The sequence below is a fragment of the Conexibacter stalactiti genome (assembly GCF_033542075.1).
In the GTDB taxonomy this organism is placed as follows: Bacteria; Actinomycetota; Thermoleophilia; order Solirubrobacterales; family Solirubrobacteraceae; genus Conexibacter; species Conexibacter stalactiti.
The window spans coordinates 1-16,656 of record NZ_JAWSTH010000072.1 but is presented as its reverse complement, the minus strand read 5'-3'; the positions used below and the strand labels follow the sequence as shown (position 1 = coordinate 16,656).

General features: G+C 71.7%; 19 protein-coding genes and 1 pseudogene. 18 read left to right on the top strand and 2 right to left on the bottom strand.

What is annotated here, in order from left to right:
* Positions 1–11 precede the first annotated feature (11 nt).
* On the top strand, positions 12–608 hold the full coding sequence (locus tag R7226_RS21945) for a hypothetical protein (protein WP_318599459.1): 597 nt from the start codon (positions 12–14) through the stop codon (positions 606–608).
* Positions 601–777, top strand: coding sequence for a hypothetical protein (locus R7226_RS21940; RefSeq protein ID WP_318599458.1), 177 nt, complete (start codon positions 601–603; stop codon positions 775–777). Before R7226_RS21945 ends, R7226_RS21940 begins: the two co-directional genes overlap by 8 nt.
* On the opposite strand, the gene R7226_RS21935 is transcribed toward R7226_RS21940, so the two are convergent.
* The gene (locus R7226_RS21935; RefSeq protein WP_318599457.1) at positions 761–1,573 is read right to left on the bottom strand and encodes a sigma-70 family RNA polymerase sigma factor; all 813 of its coding nucleotides are present in this window, start codon (positions 1,571–1,573) and stop codon (positions 761–763) included. The genes R7226_RS21940 and R7226_RS21935 overlap by 17 nt on opposite strands.
* Before the next feature lie 304 nt (positions 1,574–1,877).
* On the opposite strand from R7226_RS21935, the gene R7226_RS21930 reads away from it, so the two are divergent.
* From R7226_RS21930 to R7226_RS21875, 12 genes are all read left to right on the top strand, one after another.
* Positions 1,878–4,307 (top strand): glycosyltransferase, encoded by a 2,430-nt coding sequence (locus R7226_RS21930; protein WP_318599456.1) that lies wholly within the window; start codon positions 1,878–1,880, stop codon positions 4,305–4,307.
* A 133-nt stretch (positions 4,308–4,440) separates the two neighbouring features.
* Positions 4,441–4,776 carry a flagellar protein FlaG gene (locus R7226_RS21925; RefSeq protein ID WP_318599455.1) on the top strand — a complete coding sequence of 112 codons (336 nt, stop codon included), beginning with the start codon at positions 4,441–4,443 and terminating at the stop codon, positions 4,774–4,776.
* Entirely contained in the window at positions 4,776–6,188 is a 1,413-nt protein-coding gene (gene fliD / locus R7226_RS21920; RefSeq protein WP_318599454.1) for a flagellar filament capping protein FliD, read from the top strand. Before R7226_RS21925 ends, fliD begins: the two co-directional genes overlap by 1 nt.
* 112 nt (positions 6,189–6,300) lie before the next feature.
* A complete protein-coding gene (gene fliS / locus R7226_RS21915) occupies positions 6,301–6,693 on the top strand; it encodes a flagellar export chaperone FliS (RefSeq protein WP_318599453.1) in 393 nt (130 codons plus the stop codon).
* Positions 6,690–7,025: a hypothetical protein gene (locus R7226_RS21910; RefSeq protein ID WP_318599452.1), complete on the top strand. Its 336-nt coding sequence runs from the start codon at positions 6,690–6,692 to the stop codon at positions 7,023–7,025. Before fliS ends, R7226_RS21910 begins: the two co-directional genes overlap by 4 nt.
* Positions 7,026–7,157: 132 nt before the next feature.
* Positions 7,158–7,511, top strand: coding sequence for a flagellar basal body rod protein FlgB (flgB, locus tag R7226_RS21905; protein ID WP_318599451.1), 354 nt, complete (start codon positions 7,158–7,160; stop codon positions 7,509–7,511).
* Positions 7,511–7,960, top strand: a complete 450-nt coding sequence (gene flgC, locus R7226_RS21900; protein WP_318599450.1) for a flagellar basal body rod protein FlgC — start codon at positions 7,511–7,513, stop codon at positions 7,958–7,960. Before flgB ends, flgC begins: the two co-directional genes overlap by 1 nt.
* A complete protein-coding gene (locus R7226_RS21895) occupies positions 7,957–8,313 on the top strand; it encodes a flagellar hook-basal body complex protein FliE (RefSeq protein WP_318599449.1) in 357 nt (118 codons plus the stop codon). Before flgC ends, R7226_RS21895 begins: the two co-directional genes overlap by 4 nt.
* Before the next feature lie 3 nt (positions 8,314–8,316).
* The gene (gene fliF / locus R7226_RS21890) at positions 8,317–9,840 is read left to right on the top strand and encodes a flagellar basal-body MS-ring/collar protein FliF (RefSeq protein WP_318599448.1); all 1,524 of its coding nucleotides are present in this window, start codon (positions 8,317–8,319) and stop codon (positions 9,838–9,840) included.
* A gap of 6 nt (positions 9,841–9,846) precedes the next feature.
* A complete protein-coding gene (fliG, locus tag R7226_RS21885; RefSeq protein WP_318599447.1) occupies positions 9,847–10,941 on the top strand; it encodes a flagellar motor switch protein FliG in 1,095 nt (364 codons plus the stop codon).
* A complete protein-coding gene (locus R7226_RS21880) occupies positions 10,934–11,554 on the top strand; it encodes a FliH/SctL family protein (RefSeq protein WP_318599446.1) in 621 nt (206 codons plus the stop codon). The genes fliG and R7226_RS21880 overlap by 8 nt, the downstream gene beginning before the upstream one ends.
* The gene (locus R7226_RS21875) at positions 11,555–13,033 is read left to right on the top strand and encodes a FliI/YscN family ATPase (RefSeq protein ID WP_318599445.1); all 1,479 of its coding nucleotides are present in this window, start codon (positions 11,555–11,557) and stop codon (positions 13,031–13,033) included.
* Positions 13,034–13,038: 5 nt separating this feature from the next.
* On the opposite strand, the gene R7226_RS21870 is transcribed toward R7226_RS21875, so the two are convergent.
* Positions 13,039–13,965: an SDR family oxidoreductase gene (locus R7226_RS21870; protein ID WP_318599444.1), complete on the bottom strand. Its 927-nt coding sequence runs from the start codon at positions 13,963–13,965 to the stop codon at positions 13,039–13,041.
* A gap of 60 nt (positions 13,966–14,025) precedes the next feature.
* Between R7226_RS21870 and R7226_RS21865 the strand changes: the two genes are divergently transcribed.
* The 4 genes and pseudogenes from R7226_RS21865 to R7226_RS21850 all read left to right on the top strand — a co-directional run.
* A complete protein-coding gene (locus R7226_RS21865) occupies positions 14,026–15,009 on the top strand; it encodes a helix-turn-helix transcriptional regulator (RefSeq protein ID WP_318599443.1) in 984 nt (327 codons plus the stop codon).
* 32 nt (positions 15,010–15,041) lie between these two features.
* On the top strand, positions 15,042–15,488 hold the full coding sequence (fliJ, locus tag R7226_RS21860) for a flagellar export protein FliJ (protein WP_318599442.1): 447 nt from the start codon (positions 15,042–15,044) through the stop codon (positions 15,486–15,488).
* Positions 15,485–16,246: a lytic transglycosylase domain-containing protein gene (locus R7226_RS21855; RefSeq protein WP_318599441.1), complete on the top strand. Its 762-nt coding sequence runs from the start codon at positions 15,485–15,487 to the stop codon at positions 16,244–16,246. The genes fliJ and R7226_RS21855 overlap by 4 nt, the downstream gene beginning before the upstream one ends.
* Positions 16,243–16,656, top strand: a pseudogene (locus R7226_RS21850) (hypothetical protein); the annotation flags it as partial. The gene R7226_RS21855 and the pseudogene R7226_RS21850, both read left to right, overlap by 4 nt.

Here is a 16,656-nt window from a genome sequence, read left to right as displayed (position 1 = left end):
CATTGGCCGCGATGCAGATCTCGGTCAACGCGCAGCTGCTGCGCGCCGCCGCGCCCGACCTGGCGTTGATGCCGGGCCGCTCGCTGGCCGCGCGCGTGCTCGAGCGCGGCGTCTCCAACGTCGGGATGATCAACCTCGCCGGCGCGATCGTGACGGCGGAGCTGCCCGACCATGTGCAGGTCGGCGACCGCCTGCGGCTGGTCGTCCAGGAGTCGACGAACGAGCGCCTGCTCCTGCAGATCGCGCCGCCGCGGGAGTCGCAGTCGCTGGCGCCGTCGCTGCAGCCGCCGGCGCCAGCGGACGCGCAGTTGCCCGGCGGTCGCCGGCTGGCGGTCCTGGAGCGCGAGCGCGGCGGGAGCGGCGGCGAGGGTGCGCGCGAGGACGAGGCGGTGACGCTGCGCGTCGAGCTGCCGGCGCTGGGCGCGGTCGAGCTGCGCGTGGCGGTCGACGCGGCGTCCGCGCGGGTGCGCGTGACGCTGCCGGTCGAAGCGGTCGAGCAGGGCACGCGGCGGTCCCAGGAGCTGCGTGCCGCGCTCGAGTCGCGGATCGGACGCCCAGCCGAGGTCACGGTCGTGCCGCGACGCCAGCCGTTGGACGTCTATGCCTGAGCGGTCGTCCCCCGACGACGCGATCACGGCGGCGCTGATCCAGTTGGCGCTCGGCGACCTCCCCGAACCGCTGTGGCACGCGGTCGCCGAGGCGCTCGACTGGATCGGCCGGCTCGACGACGAAGCGGCGAGCCGGGGCGGTGCCGCGAGGCCTACGCGACCTCGCTGAACAGCACGGAGTCGGCGGACAGCTCTTCTCTGAGCATCCGCTTCAGCTGACCGTGGATCTGACAGACACGGCTCTCGGAGACGCCGAGGATGCCGCCGATCTCGCGCAGCGTGAGGTTCTTGACGTACAGCAGCACGGCGACTTCGCGCTCGCGGCGCGGGAGCCGCTCGAAGGCGGCGCGGAAGCGCATCTTCGCCTGATCGCGCGCGGTGTGGTGCTCAGGATCGGCGAAGCGGTCGTCGCTGACGAGCGTGTCTATCCGCTCGATCGCGGTCTCGTCGTCGCTGAGCACCAGGGTGTTGAGCGAGGTGACGTCGGAGGCGACGATCTCGTCCTCGCGGGCGCGCAGCTCGGCGACCGTGGTGTTCAGCGTGCTGGCCAGCTCCTCGCGTGAGGGCCGCCGACCGTGGACGCCGATGAAGTGCTCGCGCGCCTGGTTGATGTCGCGCTCCCAACGACGCAGCGAACGCGGCGCCCAGTCCTGGCGGCGCAGCTCGTCGAGCACGGCGCCGTGGATGCGGGTCCACGCGAACTGCTCCAGCGTCGCGCCCTTCTCCGGGTCGTAGCGCTCGATCGAGTGGATCAGCGCCTCCAGGCCACAGGAGATGAAGTCCTCGACCTCGCAACGGGCCGGGATCTCGCGGACCTTCTTGTAGACGATGTACTTCACCATCGGGGCGAACGTCAGGACCAGACGATCGCGAACGGCGCGGTCGCCGCTCTCCTTGTACTGCCGCCACAGCGTCAGCGCATCTTCTGCGGAGATGCGCTGGTGACGCCTCGTGTCGAGCTTCATGCTCCGGTGCCTTCCTGGGGGTTCGAGGGACTGCCTGCGGTTGGGGGTGCGCGGCAGGTATCGGACATCCAGAACGCGACCTGGATAGCCCGATTGAGGTACGAAACCCCCAACATCCGTCCAGGCGAACATGTGAGGCGACATAAGGCCGTTTGCGCTCGGGCCGCCGCGATCCGCCCAAAAACCCAGGGTTTGCTGGCAATTCTCTTGAGCGGTCAGACGGTTGCGCTCAGGTCGCGCTGGTCGCTGCCGATCACGGGAACGTCCCTCGTCTCCACACCGAGATACCTCGGAGGTAGCTCGCATGGCATCGCGCCGCACCCAAATCTCCCCGCTCACGGCAGAGGCACTGCGGTTGATCGCGCGCGGCAAGGTCGAGCGCTATCGCGGCCTGTTCGAGCAAGCGGCCGCGATCGAGGATCGCAACGCGCGCTACCTCGCCCGCCGCGAGTTGCTGCGTGCTGTGCTCGAGAACGGTGGCAGCGCGCCGCCGGAGGCGCTCGACAAGCTGCTGGCGGCCGCCGCGCGCGAGAGCATCGCGGCGCTCGAGCACGACCCCCGCGAGCCGGGACTGCTCAACGACGTCGGCGTCGCGCTCTCGCTGCTGCGCAGCTTCGAAGCGGCGCAGGCGCTGTTCGAAGCGGCGCTGCGGCTTGACCCGGACCTGTCCAACGTCGTGCGCAACCTCGCCAAGGTCGCCGAGATGCGCCAGCTGCCGGCCGGGACGGTCGTCCCGGCCGCGATCGGCGAGCTGGCCCAGCGCGCGCTGACCGTCGCCGAGCGCGCTCAGCCGGCCGTCGGCAAGACGGTGTCGCTCTGCATGATCGTCAAGGACGAGGAGGAGATGCTGCCGCGCTGCCTGGCGGCGGCGGCGCCCGCCGTCGACGAGATCGTGATCGTCGACACCGGCTCGAGAGATCGCACGATCGAGATCGCGAAGTCGTTCGGCGCGCGCGTGCTCGAGCGGGAGTGGACCGGCTCGTTCGCCGACGCGCGCAACGTCGCGCTCGACGCGGCGACGAGCGACTGGCTGTTCGTGCTCGACGCCGACGAGATGCTCGTCCCCGACGACGTCGAGCGGCTCCGCGCGCTGCTGGGTCAGACCTGGCGCGAGGCCTTCTACCTGACCGAGACGAACTACACCGGCGAGCTCGAGGACGGGACGGCGACCAACCACAGCACGATGCGGATCTTCCAGGCCCGCCCCGAGTACCGCTTTCACGGCCGCCTGCACGAGCAGATCACCCACACCTTCCCGACGCACATCCCGGAGCGCTTCGCGATCACGCCGGTGCGGCTCGACCACTTCGGCTACCTCGGCGCCGTGCGTGACGCGAAGGAGAAGTCGCGCCGCAACATCGCGCTGCTGGAACGGCAGCGCGACGAGGGCGACGACTCGGCCTTCATGCACTTCAACCTCGGCTCCGAGCACGGCGCGATGGGGGATGCGGCCGCCGCGCTGGTCGAGTACGACCGCGCAGCGGAGCTGCTCGAGATCGAGCCGGGCGTGCCGCAGGCCGCCTTCGTGCCCGCCTTCGTCCGTCGCCACCTGCGCGTGATGCGGCTCTGCGGCCGCGAGCAGGAGGCGCTCGAGCGCGCCGAGAAGGCGCTGGCCGTCTTCCCCGGCTTCACCGATCTCGTCTATGAGCAGGCGGTCACCGCGCGTGCACTCGAGCGCAGAGATGAGGCGATCGCGTACTTCGAGCGCTGCATCGAGATGGGCGACGCGCCGGCTCACTACACCTCGACGGTCGGAATGGGCACGTTCCTGCCGAAGATCGGGCTCGCCGAGCTGCTGCTGGAGCAGGGCGAGAGCGCCCGCGCCGTCGAGCTGCTCGACGGCGCGCTCGCGAAGTACAACGGCTTCTTCGGCCTCATCCTGCCGTACGCGACCGCGCAGCTGAGCGCCGGCGCGAGCCCCGAGGAGGTCGTCGAGCGGACCGAGCGGCACGTCGAGAGACTGACTCCGACGATGCGCTTCATGCTCGGCACAGCGCTCTACGAGCGCGGCCAGACGGTCGCCGCCGAGGGCCAGTACCGGCTGCTGCTCGAGCAGCAGCCGACGAGCGGCATGGGCCGTGTCGCGCTCGCCGAGGCGCTGCTGTCGCAGTCTCGCTGGGAGGAGGCCGCGGAGGTCGCCGCCGCGCTGCCCGACGGTGAGGCGCATGCCGCCGCCGCTCGCCGCAGCGAGCTGTTCGGGCGGATCGCCGCCGGTGACCTCGACGGCGCCGCGGCGGCGATCGCCCGCGATCGCGCGCTCGCCGAGCTGGGCGAGGACGAGGCATCGCGCGCGCTGCCGCCCGGTGACCGCGAGCTGTTCGCCGCCTGGCTGGCGGCCGTGCGGGGCGAGCAGGACGACGACAGCGTCCTGCCGCTGGAGTCGGTCGGGCTGCTGGAGGTGACGCTCGAGGCGTTGCTGCGCGTCGAAGAGGTCGAGCTGTTCGCGACGCTCGTGCCGCTCGTCGGCCGCTGCCCGATCGCGCCGCGCGAGCAGCACGAGCTGCGTGCCGGCCTCTACCTGCGGCGCGGCTTCCTCGCGTCGGCGGCGGAGGAGTGGATCGCCGTCGCCTCCACGGAGCCCGACGTGCGCGCCCTGCTCGGGCTGGCGCACGTCGCCGTCGGCCAGGGGATGGCCGAGGAGGCGCTTGACTTCGCGCGCGAGGCCTACGCGCTCGACCCCGAGAATCAGGATGCGTCGCGGGTGCTCGCGCGGCTCGAGCCGCTGGCCGCGTAGCGCCGACGGTCGGCTGGTCCGATCGTACGCTCGTCGAGGCGCGTTCAAGTTCGCATGCGGACCGCCGACCATGAGGGATGACCACACAGGAGACGGCGCACCACCGGGGGGTGGACGCCCGGAGGACATGCCCATGAGCCTGGACGTCGCGCCAGTCGGACCGAGCAGCTATCGCGCAGGTAACGAGTTCACGTCGTTGCCTCGCGGCGTGCGCTCCCCTGCCGCGACCCATGACGTGGGCCCCTCGGGGGACGTTCCCTCGTCGCCACCGCAACAGGTGCTCGACGCGATGGACGCCGCCTCCCGTGCCTACCAGGCCCTGCGTGAGCAGGGCCGCGAACTGCGTTTCGCACAGGATGCCGACACCGGCCGCATGACCATCGAGGTCCGCGACATGGACGGCAACCTGCTGCGCATGATTCCGCCGAGCAAGCTGCTCGACGTCGCAACCGGAGGGATTCTCGACTAATGGCCAGTGTCAGTTTCGGGGGCCTCGCGTCGGGCCTCAACACGACGGACATCATCACGCAGCTGATGGCGCTGGAGAAGCGCCCGCGGATCCTGCTCGACAACAAGCAGGTGCTGATCGAGGAGCGTCAGAGCATCCTCAAGGACTTCCAGTCGAAGCTCAGAACGCTGCAGCTGGCGGCGACCGACCTGCGCTCGGTCACGCTCTTCCAGCAGAAGCAGGCGGTCGAGTCCAGCGACGCGACGAAGGTCTCGGTCAGCAGCAACAGCGGCGCCGGTGTCGGCGGCTACCAGGTCGAGGTCCAGCAGCTCGCCAACGCCGCCCAGCGGACCTTCGCCTACACCGTTCCGGCGGCCGGCGACAGCATCACGATCGAAGGTCATGCGACGGCGATCACAGCCGGCATGACGGCGCAGGAGTTCGCGACCGCGATCAACACCGACAGAGACGCGAGAGTCTATGCGGCGGCGATCGACGAGAGAACGATCGTCTTCTCCAGACGCGAGACCGGCTTCGACGACGATCTCACCTTCATCGACTACAGCGGTGGCGCGTCGGCGCTCACGGAGGACAGAGCGAAGGAGCGCGCCGGCAGAGACGCGCTCTACACCGTCGACGGCGTCGCCAGAAGATCGGCGACCAACGTCATCAGAGACGCGGTCGCCGGCGTCACGCTGACGCTCAGAGGCGTCACGACCGCGTCGGGTCCGATCACCGTCTCGGTCGGCGCGCCCGGCGCCGACACCGAGGCGATCACGAGAAAGCTGCAGGCGTTCGTCGACGCCTACAACGCCGCGGTCAACGCGATCCGCGGCAAGCTCAACGAGAGATCGGTCCCGGACTCGCGCACGAAGGAGGAGATCGCCAACGGCGTCGCCGACACGCGCACGGTGACCCAGAAGAAGGCCGGCACGCTCTTCGGCGATCGCCAGCTGAACATGCTGCTGAGCACGATGCGGCAGTCGATCTACTCGCCGGTGGCGGGTGCCCCGGCCGGCTTCGACTCGCTCACGGCGCTCGGCATCAGCACCGGCGCGGTCTCCTCCTCGACGTCGAGAGACACGCTCAACGGCGTGTTGACGCTCGACACCGACAGACTGTCGAGAGCACTGGCCAGCGACCCCAACGCGGTCCGCGACCTGCTCGCCGGCGTCAGCGGCACCGGCGGCTTCGCGCGTTCGTTCGAGAGACTCATCGACGAGTCGGCCGGCCTCACGGGCATCCTCAGCACGCGCATCACCGGCGCCGACGACGAGATGCGCGTGCTCAGACGGCAGATGGAGCAGATGGACGCGCGCCTCGCGCTCAAGGAGAAGGGGCTGCAGCGGCAGTTCACCGCGCTCGAAGTCGCGATGCAGAAGAGTCAGGCGCAGGGCAACTGGCTCACCGGACAGCTCGCCGGGCTCGGCTGAGCCTGAGCTGGCGCACGGGCGGTCAGCAAGGAGCGGCCGGGGCTCAATCTCCCGGCCGCCCTTCCGATCACCCGAATGACGGTTGTTGTATCCCTCGATCCCCGGAAGGCCAATGAGCACCCATCTCGCGGCATCGCCGCAGGCCTATCGTGAGAGCGCGGTCTTGACCGCGCCGCCGGAACGGCTCGTCGTCATGCTCTACGACGGCGCGAGACGCTTCCTCTACCAGGCCGCGGTCACGATGCGCAACGGCGACATCCAGACCTCGCACGAGCGTCTGCGTCGCGCCGAGGCGATCATCGATCACCTGCTCTCGACGCTCGACATGAGCCAGGGCGAGGTCGCCCAGCAGCTCGAGTCGATCTACGTCTTCTGCCAGCGGCTGCTGGCCGAGGGCCGCATCAGACAGGACGCCGAGAAGCTCGACCAGGTCAGCAGACTGCTCAGCGAGCTGCGCGACGCCTGGGACCAGATCGCGTCCGCGCCGCAGACGGTGTCGCTGTGAGCGCCGCCGTCGAGCCGTACGAGCGGCTCGCGACGCTGGCGGAGGAGGAGCTCGCGCTCGTCACCGCCGCCGAGCTGCCCGACGCCGACGTGCTGGAGGCGCTGCTGGCCGAGCGCGACCGCCTCGTCGCCGCGCTGCCGGCCGATCCGCCGGCCGCGGCCGCGCACGCGCTCGCGCGCGCGGCCGCGCTGCAGGAGCGCACGACCGGCGAGCTCGCCGGCCGGCTCTCCGAAGCTCGCCGCGAGCTCGACGCCGTCGGTCACGGCCGCCGCGTCGCGCGCGGCTACGGCGGCGCCACGCCCCAGCGCGGCGCCCTCGACCTCGCCGGCTAGCAGGCAGGTCGGACCCATCGCTCAAGAAGCTCGGCCGATTGCCGATCTTCTCGCGTGAGGATCCTCGCAAGCGGTTCCTCGCCCTCGATCTTGGCCGGCTACACGGACGGCTTGAAAGGACCCTCGACCTCGATGAGCCTCTTCGACAGCACCCAACTCGCGCTCGAAACCGCCCTGCGCGGTTCGTCGATGCGGCAGGAGCTGCTGACGAACAACCTGGCGAACATCAACACGCCGGGCTACCAGCGTCAGGACCTCGACTTCCACAGCGCGCTCAAGAGCGCGCAGGCCTCGGGCGTCAACCCGACCGAGGTGTCGTTCCGGCCGACGACCGATCCGACGCGCACCGTGCGCGCGGACGGCTCCGGCCTCGACGCCGACCAGGAAGCCGCCACGCTCGCCAAGAACACGCTCGAGTACCAGGCGCTCGTCCAGGTCATGGGCGCGCGCACGATGATCATGCAAGTCGCGATGGGTGTCCGCTGATGGGCCTCTTCGACGCGATCGACATCGCCGGCAGCGGCCTCACGGCCGAGCGCCTGCGGATGGACGTCACCGCCGAGAACCTGGCCAACGCGCAGACGACGCGCGGCGCCAACGGCGGTCCGTACCAGCGCAAGGAGGTCGTGCTCGAGCAGGCCGGCGGCAGCGCCTTCGGCACGATGCTCACCGGCGCGATCGGCGGCGTCCGCGCCGCCGACTCGCCCAACGGCGTGCAGGTCGCCGCGATCGTCGAGGACGGCAGCCAGCAGCGGCTCGTCTACGACCCTGCGCACCCCGACGCCAACGACCAGGGCTACGTCGCGATGCCGAACGTGAACCCGGTCACCGAGATGGTCGACCTGATCAGCTCCTCCCGCTCCTATGAGGCGAATGTGACTTCGATGCAGTCCGCCAAGCAGATGTTCACCAAGACGCTCGAGCTGCTCAGATGATTGCCGCGATCGATCCCTCGATGGTCGCCGGACTCGGCGACCAGTGGCAGACCCCCGACGTCTCGGGCGTCCCGGGCACCGACTTCCAGACGCCCGCGATCGACTCGATCGGCGGCGCGGAGGCGGGCGGCGGCGAAGGATTCGGCCGCATGCTCGCGAACGAGATCGGCAAGCTCTCCGAGCTGCAGACGAACGCCGCCGAAGCAGGTCAGGCACTCGCGACCGGCACCGCGACCGATCCGGTCACGGCCGTCGTGGCTGTCGAGAAGGCGCAGCTCGCGATGCAGTTCGCCGGGCAGCTCCGCACGAGAGGCGCCGAGGCGCTCTCGGAGATCTTCCGCACCCAGATCTGATCCATGCCCGCACGCGCCCTGCTCGCCAACCTTTCGACCCGCGGCAAGATCGCCCTCGCCGCGGGCGCGCTCGCGATCGTCCTCGTGCTGTTCGTGCTCTTCCGGATCGCGACGGCGCCCAGCTTCACGACCGTGCTGACCGGCATGGACCCGAAGCAGACCGGCGAGGTCACCGCCGCGCTCGACGAGAGAGGTATCGCCTACGAGCTGCAGAACAACGGCACCGCCCTCGCGGTCCAGAAGGACCAGACGGCGAGAGCGCGGATCGCGCTCGCCAGCGCCGGTGTCCCCGCCAGCGTCGAGGACGGCTACAAGATCCTCGACGAGCAGAAGCTCGGCACCTCCAACTTCCAGCAGCAGGTCAACTACCAGCGCGCGCTCGAAGGCGAGATCGCCAAGACGATCGAGCAGGTCGACGGTGTCTCCAGCGCCCAGGTGCAGCTCGTGCTGCCCGACAGAGAGGCGCAGCTGTTCGCCGAGAACACCGCGCCCGCGACCGCGGCCGTGCTGCTGACCGGCGGCGCCGCGCTCGATGAGGGCCAGGTGCGCGGCATCGCGCAGCTGGTCACCAACTCGGTCCCGTCGCTGAAGAACGACAAGGTCACGATCTCCGACAGCAGCGGCACGCCGCTGTGGCCGACCGCCACCAGCGGTGGCGGCGGCAGCGGCGGGCTGCTCGCCAAGCAGGCGGCCGAGGCGCGCTACAACCAGGCGACCGCCGCCGAGCTGACGGCGATGCTGACGCGCACGCTCGGCCCCAACACCGCCGAGGTGCAGGTGAAGGCCGACCTGAACGCCAACGAGGCGACGCAGGACAGACTCGTCTACGGCGAGGACGGCACGCCGGTCACCAGAAGAACCGAGGTCGAGTCGCTCGTCGGCAGAGGCACGAGAGCGGGCGGCGCCGCCGGCACCGCCGGCAACACGCCGCCGACCTACGCCGCGCAGGGCGGCGGCGACTCCGACTACAGACGCGAGAACGAGGACCAGACCTTCGCGGTCGACAGAACCTTCACGCGCACGAGAATCGCGCCCGGCGCGATCAGAAGACAGCAGGTCGCCGTGATGATCGACAGATCGATCTCGCCCGCGATGCTGCCGTCGATCAGAGACGCCGTGATGGCGGCCGCCGGGATCGAGACCGATCGCGGCGACGTGCTCAACATGGTGCAGGTCGAGTTCGCGCCGCTGCCGAGACCCGAGGGCACCGACCCTGTCGACCAGATCTGGGACTACGCCAGATACGCGCTGCTCGGCATGGCCGCGCTGATCTTCCTCGCGCTCGTCACGCGCCAGCTGCGCAAGCGCGAGAACGAGGCGCTCGGCGCCCAGCCGACGTGGCTCAACGAGATCGAGTCGCCGCGCACGCTGGCCGAGCTGGAGCGCGTCGAGGAGCCTGTCTCCCCGACGCAGGTGCTGCCGCTCAGATCGCCGGAGAACCCGGCGCGCATGCAGGTCGAGGAGCTTGTCGAGCGCGACCCCGAACGCGTCGCGCAGCACGTCCGCGCTTGGATGCAGGAGGACTAGGCAGTCATGGCGATCCAACTCCCAGCCGCCAACGATCCCGCTGCCGCCGCCGTCGGCGAGACCGGCGTGATGCCGGCCCCGCGCCGCCTGCCGCAGAGAACGCCCGTGCGGATCGTCGGCCGTCAGAAGGCCGCGATCCTGCTCGTCGCGCTCGGCCCCGAGAAGGCGGCCGAGATCTTCAAGCACCTCCGCGACGAGGAGATAGAGACCCTCTCGCTGGAGATGGCGAAGCTCAACCAGATCGACCACGAGTCGGTCGAGTACGTCTTCGACGAGCTCGTCGCGACCGTGACGGCGTACGACTCGCTCGCCGCCGGCGGCGTCGACTACGCCCGCGAGGTGCTGGAGCGCGCGCTCGGCCCCGAGCGCGCCGCCGAGATCATCGGCCGGCTCTCGACCGTGATCGAGATGCGGCCGTTCGAGTTCCTGCGCCGCACGCCGCCCGAGCACATCGTCACCTTCCTGCGCGCCGAGGCGCCGCAGACGATCGCGCTCGTGATCGCCAACCTTCACACGACGCTCGCCGCGCAGGTGCTCGCGCACCTGCCCGAGGAGGAGCAGGCCGACATCGCGCTGCGGATCGCCCGCATGAGCGAGACGCCGCCGGACGTCGTGAAGGAGATCGAGGGCGTGATGCGCCAGAAGCTCGCGTCCGTCGTGCAGCAGGAGTACTCCTCCCAGGGCGGCGTCAAGTCGCTCGCCGAGATCCTCAACTACACCGACCGGCCGACCGAGCGCAACGTGCTCGACACGCTCACCGAGCGTGACGCCGAGCTCGGCGAGGAGGTTCGCCGGCTGCTGTTCGTCTTCGAGGACATCGCCAAGCTCGACGACCGCTCGATCCAGCTCGTGCTGCGCGAGGCCGACCAGAGAGATCTGGCGCTCGCCCTGCGCGCGGTCGACGAAGAGGTCAGAGAGCGGATCCTCCAGAACATGTCCGAGCGCGGCGCGACGCTCCTGCGCGAGGAGATGGACTACATGCCGCCGCAGCGCAAGCGCGTCGTCGAAGAGGCGCAGGGTCGCATCGTCGCGATCGTCCGTCGTCTCGAGGACGCCGGCGCGCTCGTGATCGGCCGCGGCGGGAGCGACACCATTGTCTGAGGCGTTCACCGACGTCTCGCCGTACGCCTTCCGGCAGCTGGAGCCGCCGAGAGAGGTGTCGCTGAGAGACCTCGAGGACCCGATCGCCGAGGCGCGCGCGGAGGCCGACGGCATCCGCGCCGCCGCCCGCGCCCAAGGCTACGCCGAGGGCCAGGAGCAGGCGCTCGCCGAGGCGCGGCCCGGGCTGCAGGCGGCGCTCGTCGCGCTGCAGCAGGCGACCGCCGGCGTCGAGCAGGTGCGCGCCGAGACGGCCGCCGCCGTCGAGCGCGACTCGATCGAGCTGGCGCTGCAGCTGGCCGAGAAGATCGTCGCCGGCGCGCTCGCCGTCGAGAGCGAGCGGATCGTCGACGTCGTGCGCGGCGCGCTGCGCCGTCTCTCCGAACGCCGGCGCGTGACGATCCTCGTCAACCCGGACGACCTCGAGACGGTCCGCGAGGCGGTCGACGGCTTCGTCACCGGGCTCGGCGGGATCGAGCACTGCGAGGTCCAGGCCGAGCGGCGGATCACCTCCGGCGGCGCGATGGTGCGCACCGAGGAGGGCCAGATCGACGCCCAGGTCAACACGCAGCTCGTGCGCGCGCGTGAGCTGGTCGAACTCGAACTTGGTGAGTAGATGAGCCCCGAGGACCAGACGCCGGAGGTGCGCGTCCCGCAGGACGTCGGCGAGACGCTCGCGCACATCGGCACCGTCCTGCGCCACAGCGACCTCGCGCGCCGCCACGGCCGCGTCAGCGACCTGATCGGGCTCGTCGTCGAAGCGACCGGCCTGCAGGCCGAGGTCGGCGAGATCTGCATGGTCAACGGCGACCGCGGCCACCCGCCGGTCCCCTCCGAGGTCGTCGGCTTCCGCGGCCAGCGGACGCTGCTGATGCCGCTCGGCGAGATGCACGGCATCGGCCCGGCGACGACCGCCCGCGCGACCGGCAGCCCCTTCCGCATCCGCGTCGGCGACGACCTGCTCGGGCGCGTGATCGACGGCCTCGGCAGACCGATCGACGGGATGCCGCGCGCGACCGGCGGCCGTCCGCGCTCCGCCAACGCCTCGCCGCCCGACCCGTTGGAGCGTCCGCGCATCGACACGCGCGTCGACCTCGGCGTGCGCGCGCTCGACTCGCTCGTCCCGTGCGGCCGCGGCCAGCGCCTCGGCATCTTCGCCGGCTCCGGCGTCGGCAAGTCGTCGCTGCTGGGCATGATCGCCCGCTCGACGACCGCCGACGTCAACGTGATCGCGCTCGTCGGCGAGCGTGGTCGCGAGGTGAAGGAGTTCATCGAGCGCGACCTCGGTGACGCGCTCGCGCACTCGGTCGTCGTCGTGGCGACCTCCGACCAGCCCGCCCTCGTCCGCATCAAGGCCGCGTTCACCGCCACCGCGATCGCCGAGCACTTCCGCGATCAGGGCAAGGACGTGATGTTGATGATGGACTCGGTCACGCGCTTCGCGATGGCCCAGCGCGAGGTCGGCCTGGCGATCGGCGAGCCGCCCGCCACGCGCGGCTACACGCCGTCGGTCTTCGCGCAGCTGCCGCGCCTGCTGGAGCGCTCCGGCACCGCCAAGGTCGGCTCGATCACCGGCCTCTACACCGTGCTCGTCGACGGCGACGACATGAACGAGCCGATCGCGGACGCCGTCCGCTCGATCCTCGACGGTCACATCGTCCTCACGCGCGAGCTGGCGCACGCCTCCCACTACCCCGCGATCGACGTGCTGCAGTCGGTCTCGCGCCTCGTCGGCGAGGTCGTCTCGCCGCAGGTGCGCGCCGCCGGCCAGGCCGTCCGCCACCTGATGGCGGCGTACAAGGAGAAGGAAGACCTGATCGCGATCGGCGCCTACCAGGGCGGCACCGATCCGACGGTCGACGCCGCGATCGCGCTGCGCCCGCAGATCGACCGCTTCCTGCGCCAGCACGTCTCCGACGCGACCACCGCCGCGCAGGCCGACGCGCTGCTGCTCGACATCGCGGCGCGGATCGGCGAGTTCGCCGGCGTCGGCGGCGACCACTTCCAGCCCGACCCGGCCGCGGCCGCGCAGCAGGCCGAGCCCGATCTCGCCGACAACGGCGAGCCGGCGATACCGGGCCCGCTGAACCTCTAGCCGCGTCAGCGGTAGCCGCTCGTGTCGGCCGCTCTGCCGGCGTCGGTGACCTCGACCATGTAGCGCCACGCGTCCGGCCGCGAGCCGTCGAGGTCGTCGACCTCGTAGACCTGCGCGAGCTGGCCGCTGGAGAGCGACTGGCCGTTCCATCTGTGCCGCTGCGGATCGGCGGCGAGCGCCGCGACGGCGCGGCCGGTGAAGCGCGGCGTCTCGGAGATCGCGAAGTGCGGCTGTCTCGGGATCGCGTCGCGCCAGGTGTCCTCCGTCACGCCGAACGCCTCCTCCAGCATCGCCTCCGAGCGCAGCCAGCCGGGGCTGACGACGACGGCGGTCGCGCCGTGGGGCTTCAGCTCGTGGGCCTGCACGAACGCCATCCGCAGGACAGCCCACTTGGCGATGTCGAGGAAGTAGGTCTCGCGGTAGTGGGTCGCGTTGTAGTCGAGCGTGCCGTCGGTCATCTCGACGACGAGGCCGCCCGGTCTGCGGATCAGCAGCGGCAGCGCGAAGTGGCTCGTGATCGCGTGCGAGTCGAGCGCGAGCCGGAACTGGCGCAGGCCGCCGTCGAGGTCGTGCTCCCACACCGGTCTGCTCCAGCCGATGTATCTGTCGCCGCCCCAGGCGTTGTTGACGAGCACGTCGAGCCGGCCGTGCTCGCGGTCGATCCGCTCGACCAGCGCCTGCACCTGGTCGGGGACGAGGTGGTCGACCTGAACGGCGATCCCCGTGCCGCCGGCCTGCTCGACCAGTTCCGCCGTCTCCTCGATCGTCTCCGGGCGGTCGACCTCCGAGCGCTGCGCCCGCGTCGTGCGGCCGGTGCACCAGACGGTCGCGCCGAGCGCGCCGAGCTCGATCGCGATGCCGCGGCCGGCGCCGCGGGTCGCGCCGGCGACGAGCGCGACGCGCCCTGCGAGTGGTCTGTCGTTCGTGCTCATGCGATCACCGTAGGCGGCAATCCCGCCATCTTCTGTCATGTATGGCGGTACGCTGGGCACGTGCGCGCCAGCCGTCTCGTCTCGCTCGTGCTGCTGCTGCAGGCCCGCGGTCCTGCGACGGCCGAGGAGCTGGCGGAGCGGCTCGAGGTCTCCGTCCGCACCGTCCACCGCGACGTCGCGGCGTTGCGCGACAGCGGCGTCCCGGTCGAAGGGGAGCGGGGACCGGCCGGTGGCTATCGGCTGCCCGGCGGCTACCGCACGCGCCTGACCGGGCTGACGCCGAGCGAGGCGGAGGCGCTGTTCGTCGCGGCGCCGGCGACGCCGCTCGGCCTCGGCGGCTTCCTCGCGGAGGCGCAGCTGAAGCTGCTCGCGGCGTTGCCGCCGCAGCTGCGCGAGCGGGCCGACCGCGCCGGGCGGATCTTCCACGTCGACCATGGCGCCTGGTTCGACGAGACCAGCCCGCCGGCCGGGCTCGACCTCGTCGCCGGCGCGCTGTGGGAGGCGCGGCGGCTGCGGATCGTCCACCGTGGCAGGGACCGCGTCGTCGATCCGCTCGGGCTCGTGCTGAAGGGGCCGACCTGGTACCTCGTCGCGCTCACCGACGCCGGCGAGCGCACCTTCCGCGTCGAGCGGCTGGAGCGGATCGAGCTGCTGCGGGAGCCGTCGACGCCGCCGCCGGGGTTCGACCTGCCGGCCTACTGGGAGCGGTGGTCGCGTGCCTTCGAGGAGGGGCTGCCGTCGGTCGCGGTGCGCGTTCGCGTCGCGCCGGCGGCGCTCGGCGAGCTGGCCCGCGTCGTCGACTCGCGCCGGCGGGCGCTGCTGCCGGCGAGCGCGGAGGAGGCGCCGCCGCAGGCGCGCTGCGCCGACGGCCGCCTCGAGCTGGAGATCTGGTTCGAGCGGCTGGAGCACGCGTCGGCGCTGCTGGGGCTCGGGGCCGCGGTCGAGGTGCTCGAGCCGCCGCGGCTGCGGGCGCGGCTCGCCGAGCAGGCTGCCGAGCTGGCGGCGCTCTATCGCCCCGCGCTCGAACATCCGTCCAGGGGGTGAATGTTCGGAGGGTCACGCCGACTACCCGGAACGTGACCCAGTTCACCTTCCGCCTCGAACGCGTGCGCGCACTCCGCGAACGCGGCGAGGATCTCGCCAAGCAGGAGCTGGCCGGCGCGATGCTGCGCCGCACGAGCTGCGAAGAGCGGCTGCGCGAGACCGGCGTCGAGCTCGACGCCGCGCGTGACCGTCAGCGCGACCTCTCCGCGATCGCCGTCAGCGCGCAGGACCTGATCGCGCGGCAGCAGTATCTCGAGCGCGTCGAGCGCAACCGCGTCCAGGGTCAGCAGGAGCTGGTCCAGTTCGAGGCCGAGGTCGACGCGCGCCGCGCGTCGCTGCGCGAGGCCGCGCGCGACCGCCAGGCGCTCGAGCGCCTGAAGGAGAGACGTCGCGCCGACCACGCCCGCGAGCTGGCTCGCGTCGAGGGCGCCGCGATGGACGAGATCGCCCTCACGCTTCACCGCCGGAGAGCGTCGTGAGCGTCCCCGCCGTCGACGCGATCGCCGCCGTCGGCACCGGCGCGCAGAACGCCGTCGCGCGCATCGCCGAGCTGCAGCAGCTGGTCGCACGCGCCCACGCGCTGCCGCAGGCGCAGAGCGCCGCCGGCTCGGCCACCCCCAACTTCGCCTCCGTGCTTGCAGGCTCCAGCGCCGGCCTCGGCGGCGCGATCGCGACCGCCCCCGCGCCGTTCGGCGTCACGCCGCCGGCGAGCACCGTCCCGGTCGCGACCGGCACCGGCGCGCTCGGCGGCGAGCCGAGCGCCTTCGACGGCCTGATCGTCGCCGCCGCGCAGCGCCACGGGCTCGACCCCGCGCTGCTGAAGGGCCTGATCCGCGCCGAGTCGAACTTCGACCCGAACGCCTCCAGTCCCGCCGGCGCCGCCGGTCTCGTGCAGCTGATGCCCGGCACCGCCGCGTCGCTCGGCGTCGCCGACCGGCTCGATCCCGCGCAGTCGATCGAGGGCGGCGCGAAGTACCTGCGCCAGCAGCTCGACGCCTTCGGCGGCGACGTCACGAAGGCGCTCGCGGCCTACAACGCCGGTCCCGGCGCGGTCACCAGATACGGCGGCGTGCCGCCCTACGCCGAGACGCAGGCGTACGTCGTCAAGGTCCAGGCCTACGCCGACGAGTACCGCGTCGCCGCGCCGGCCGTCGCGACCGTCCCCGCCGTCGCCCCGACGACCGCGCCCGTCTTCTCCACAGCCATTCCTACGACCGGATCGGGATCGATCACATGAGCATGATCATTGCGCCCCCGGCGCCCCCGCCGCCGGCGAGCCAGGGCCCGCCGAAGAAGGGCGGCAGCTCCGCTCCTCCCGGCGGCGACCCATTCGCCTCGGTACTCGACCAACAGGCCCGGACCGCCACTGCGGAAGGCCTCACGAAGCAGGACGCCGGTGACGCCGGCGGCATCAGCGGCAGGGGCGACGCCCCCGCCGCCGACACGCCGCAGCCGCAGCAGGTGGGCACGGATGCCGTGGCGCCGAGCGCGGAGGGGACGGATCCCGCCGCGCTCGCCGCTGCGCTCAACTCGCTGCTGAACGGCACGACGCCGGCGCCGACAGCGCCGGTCGCCGCCGCGCCGACCGCGCCCGCGGCACCCGCCGCGGTCCCGGCCGAGCAGGCTGCGGCGACGCCGCTGCCGACC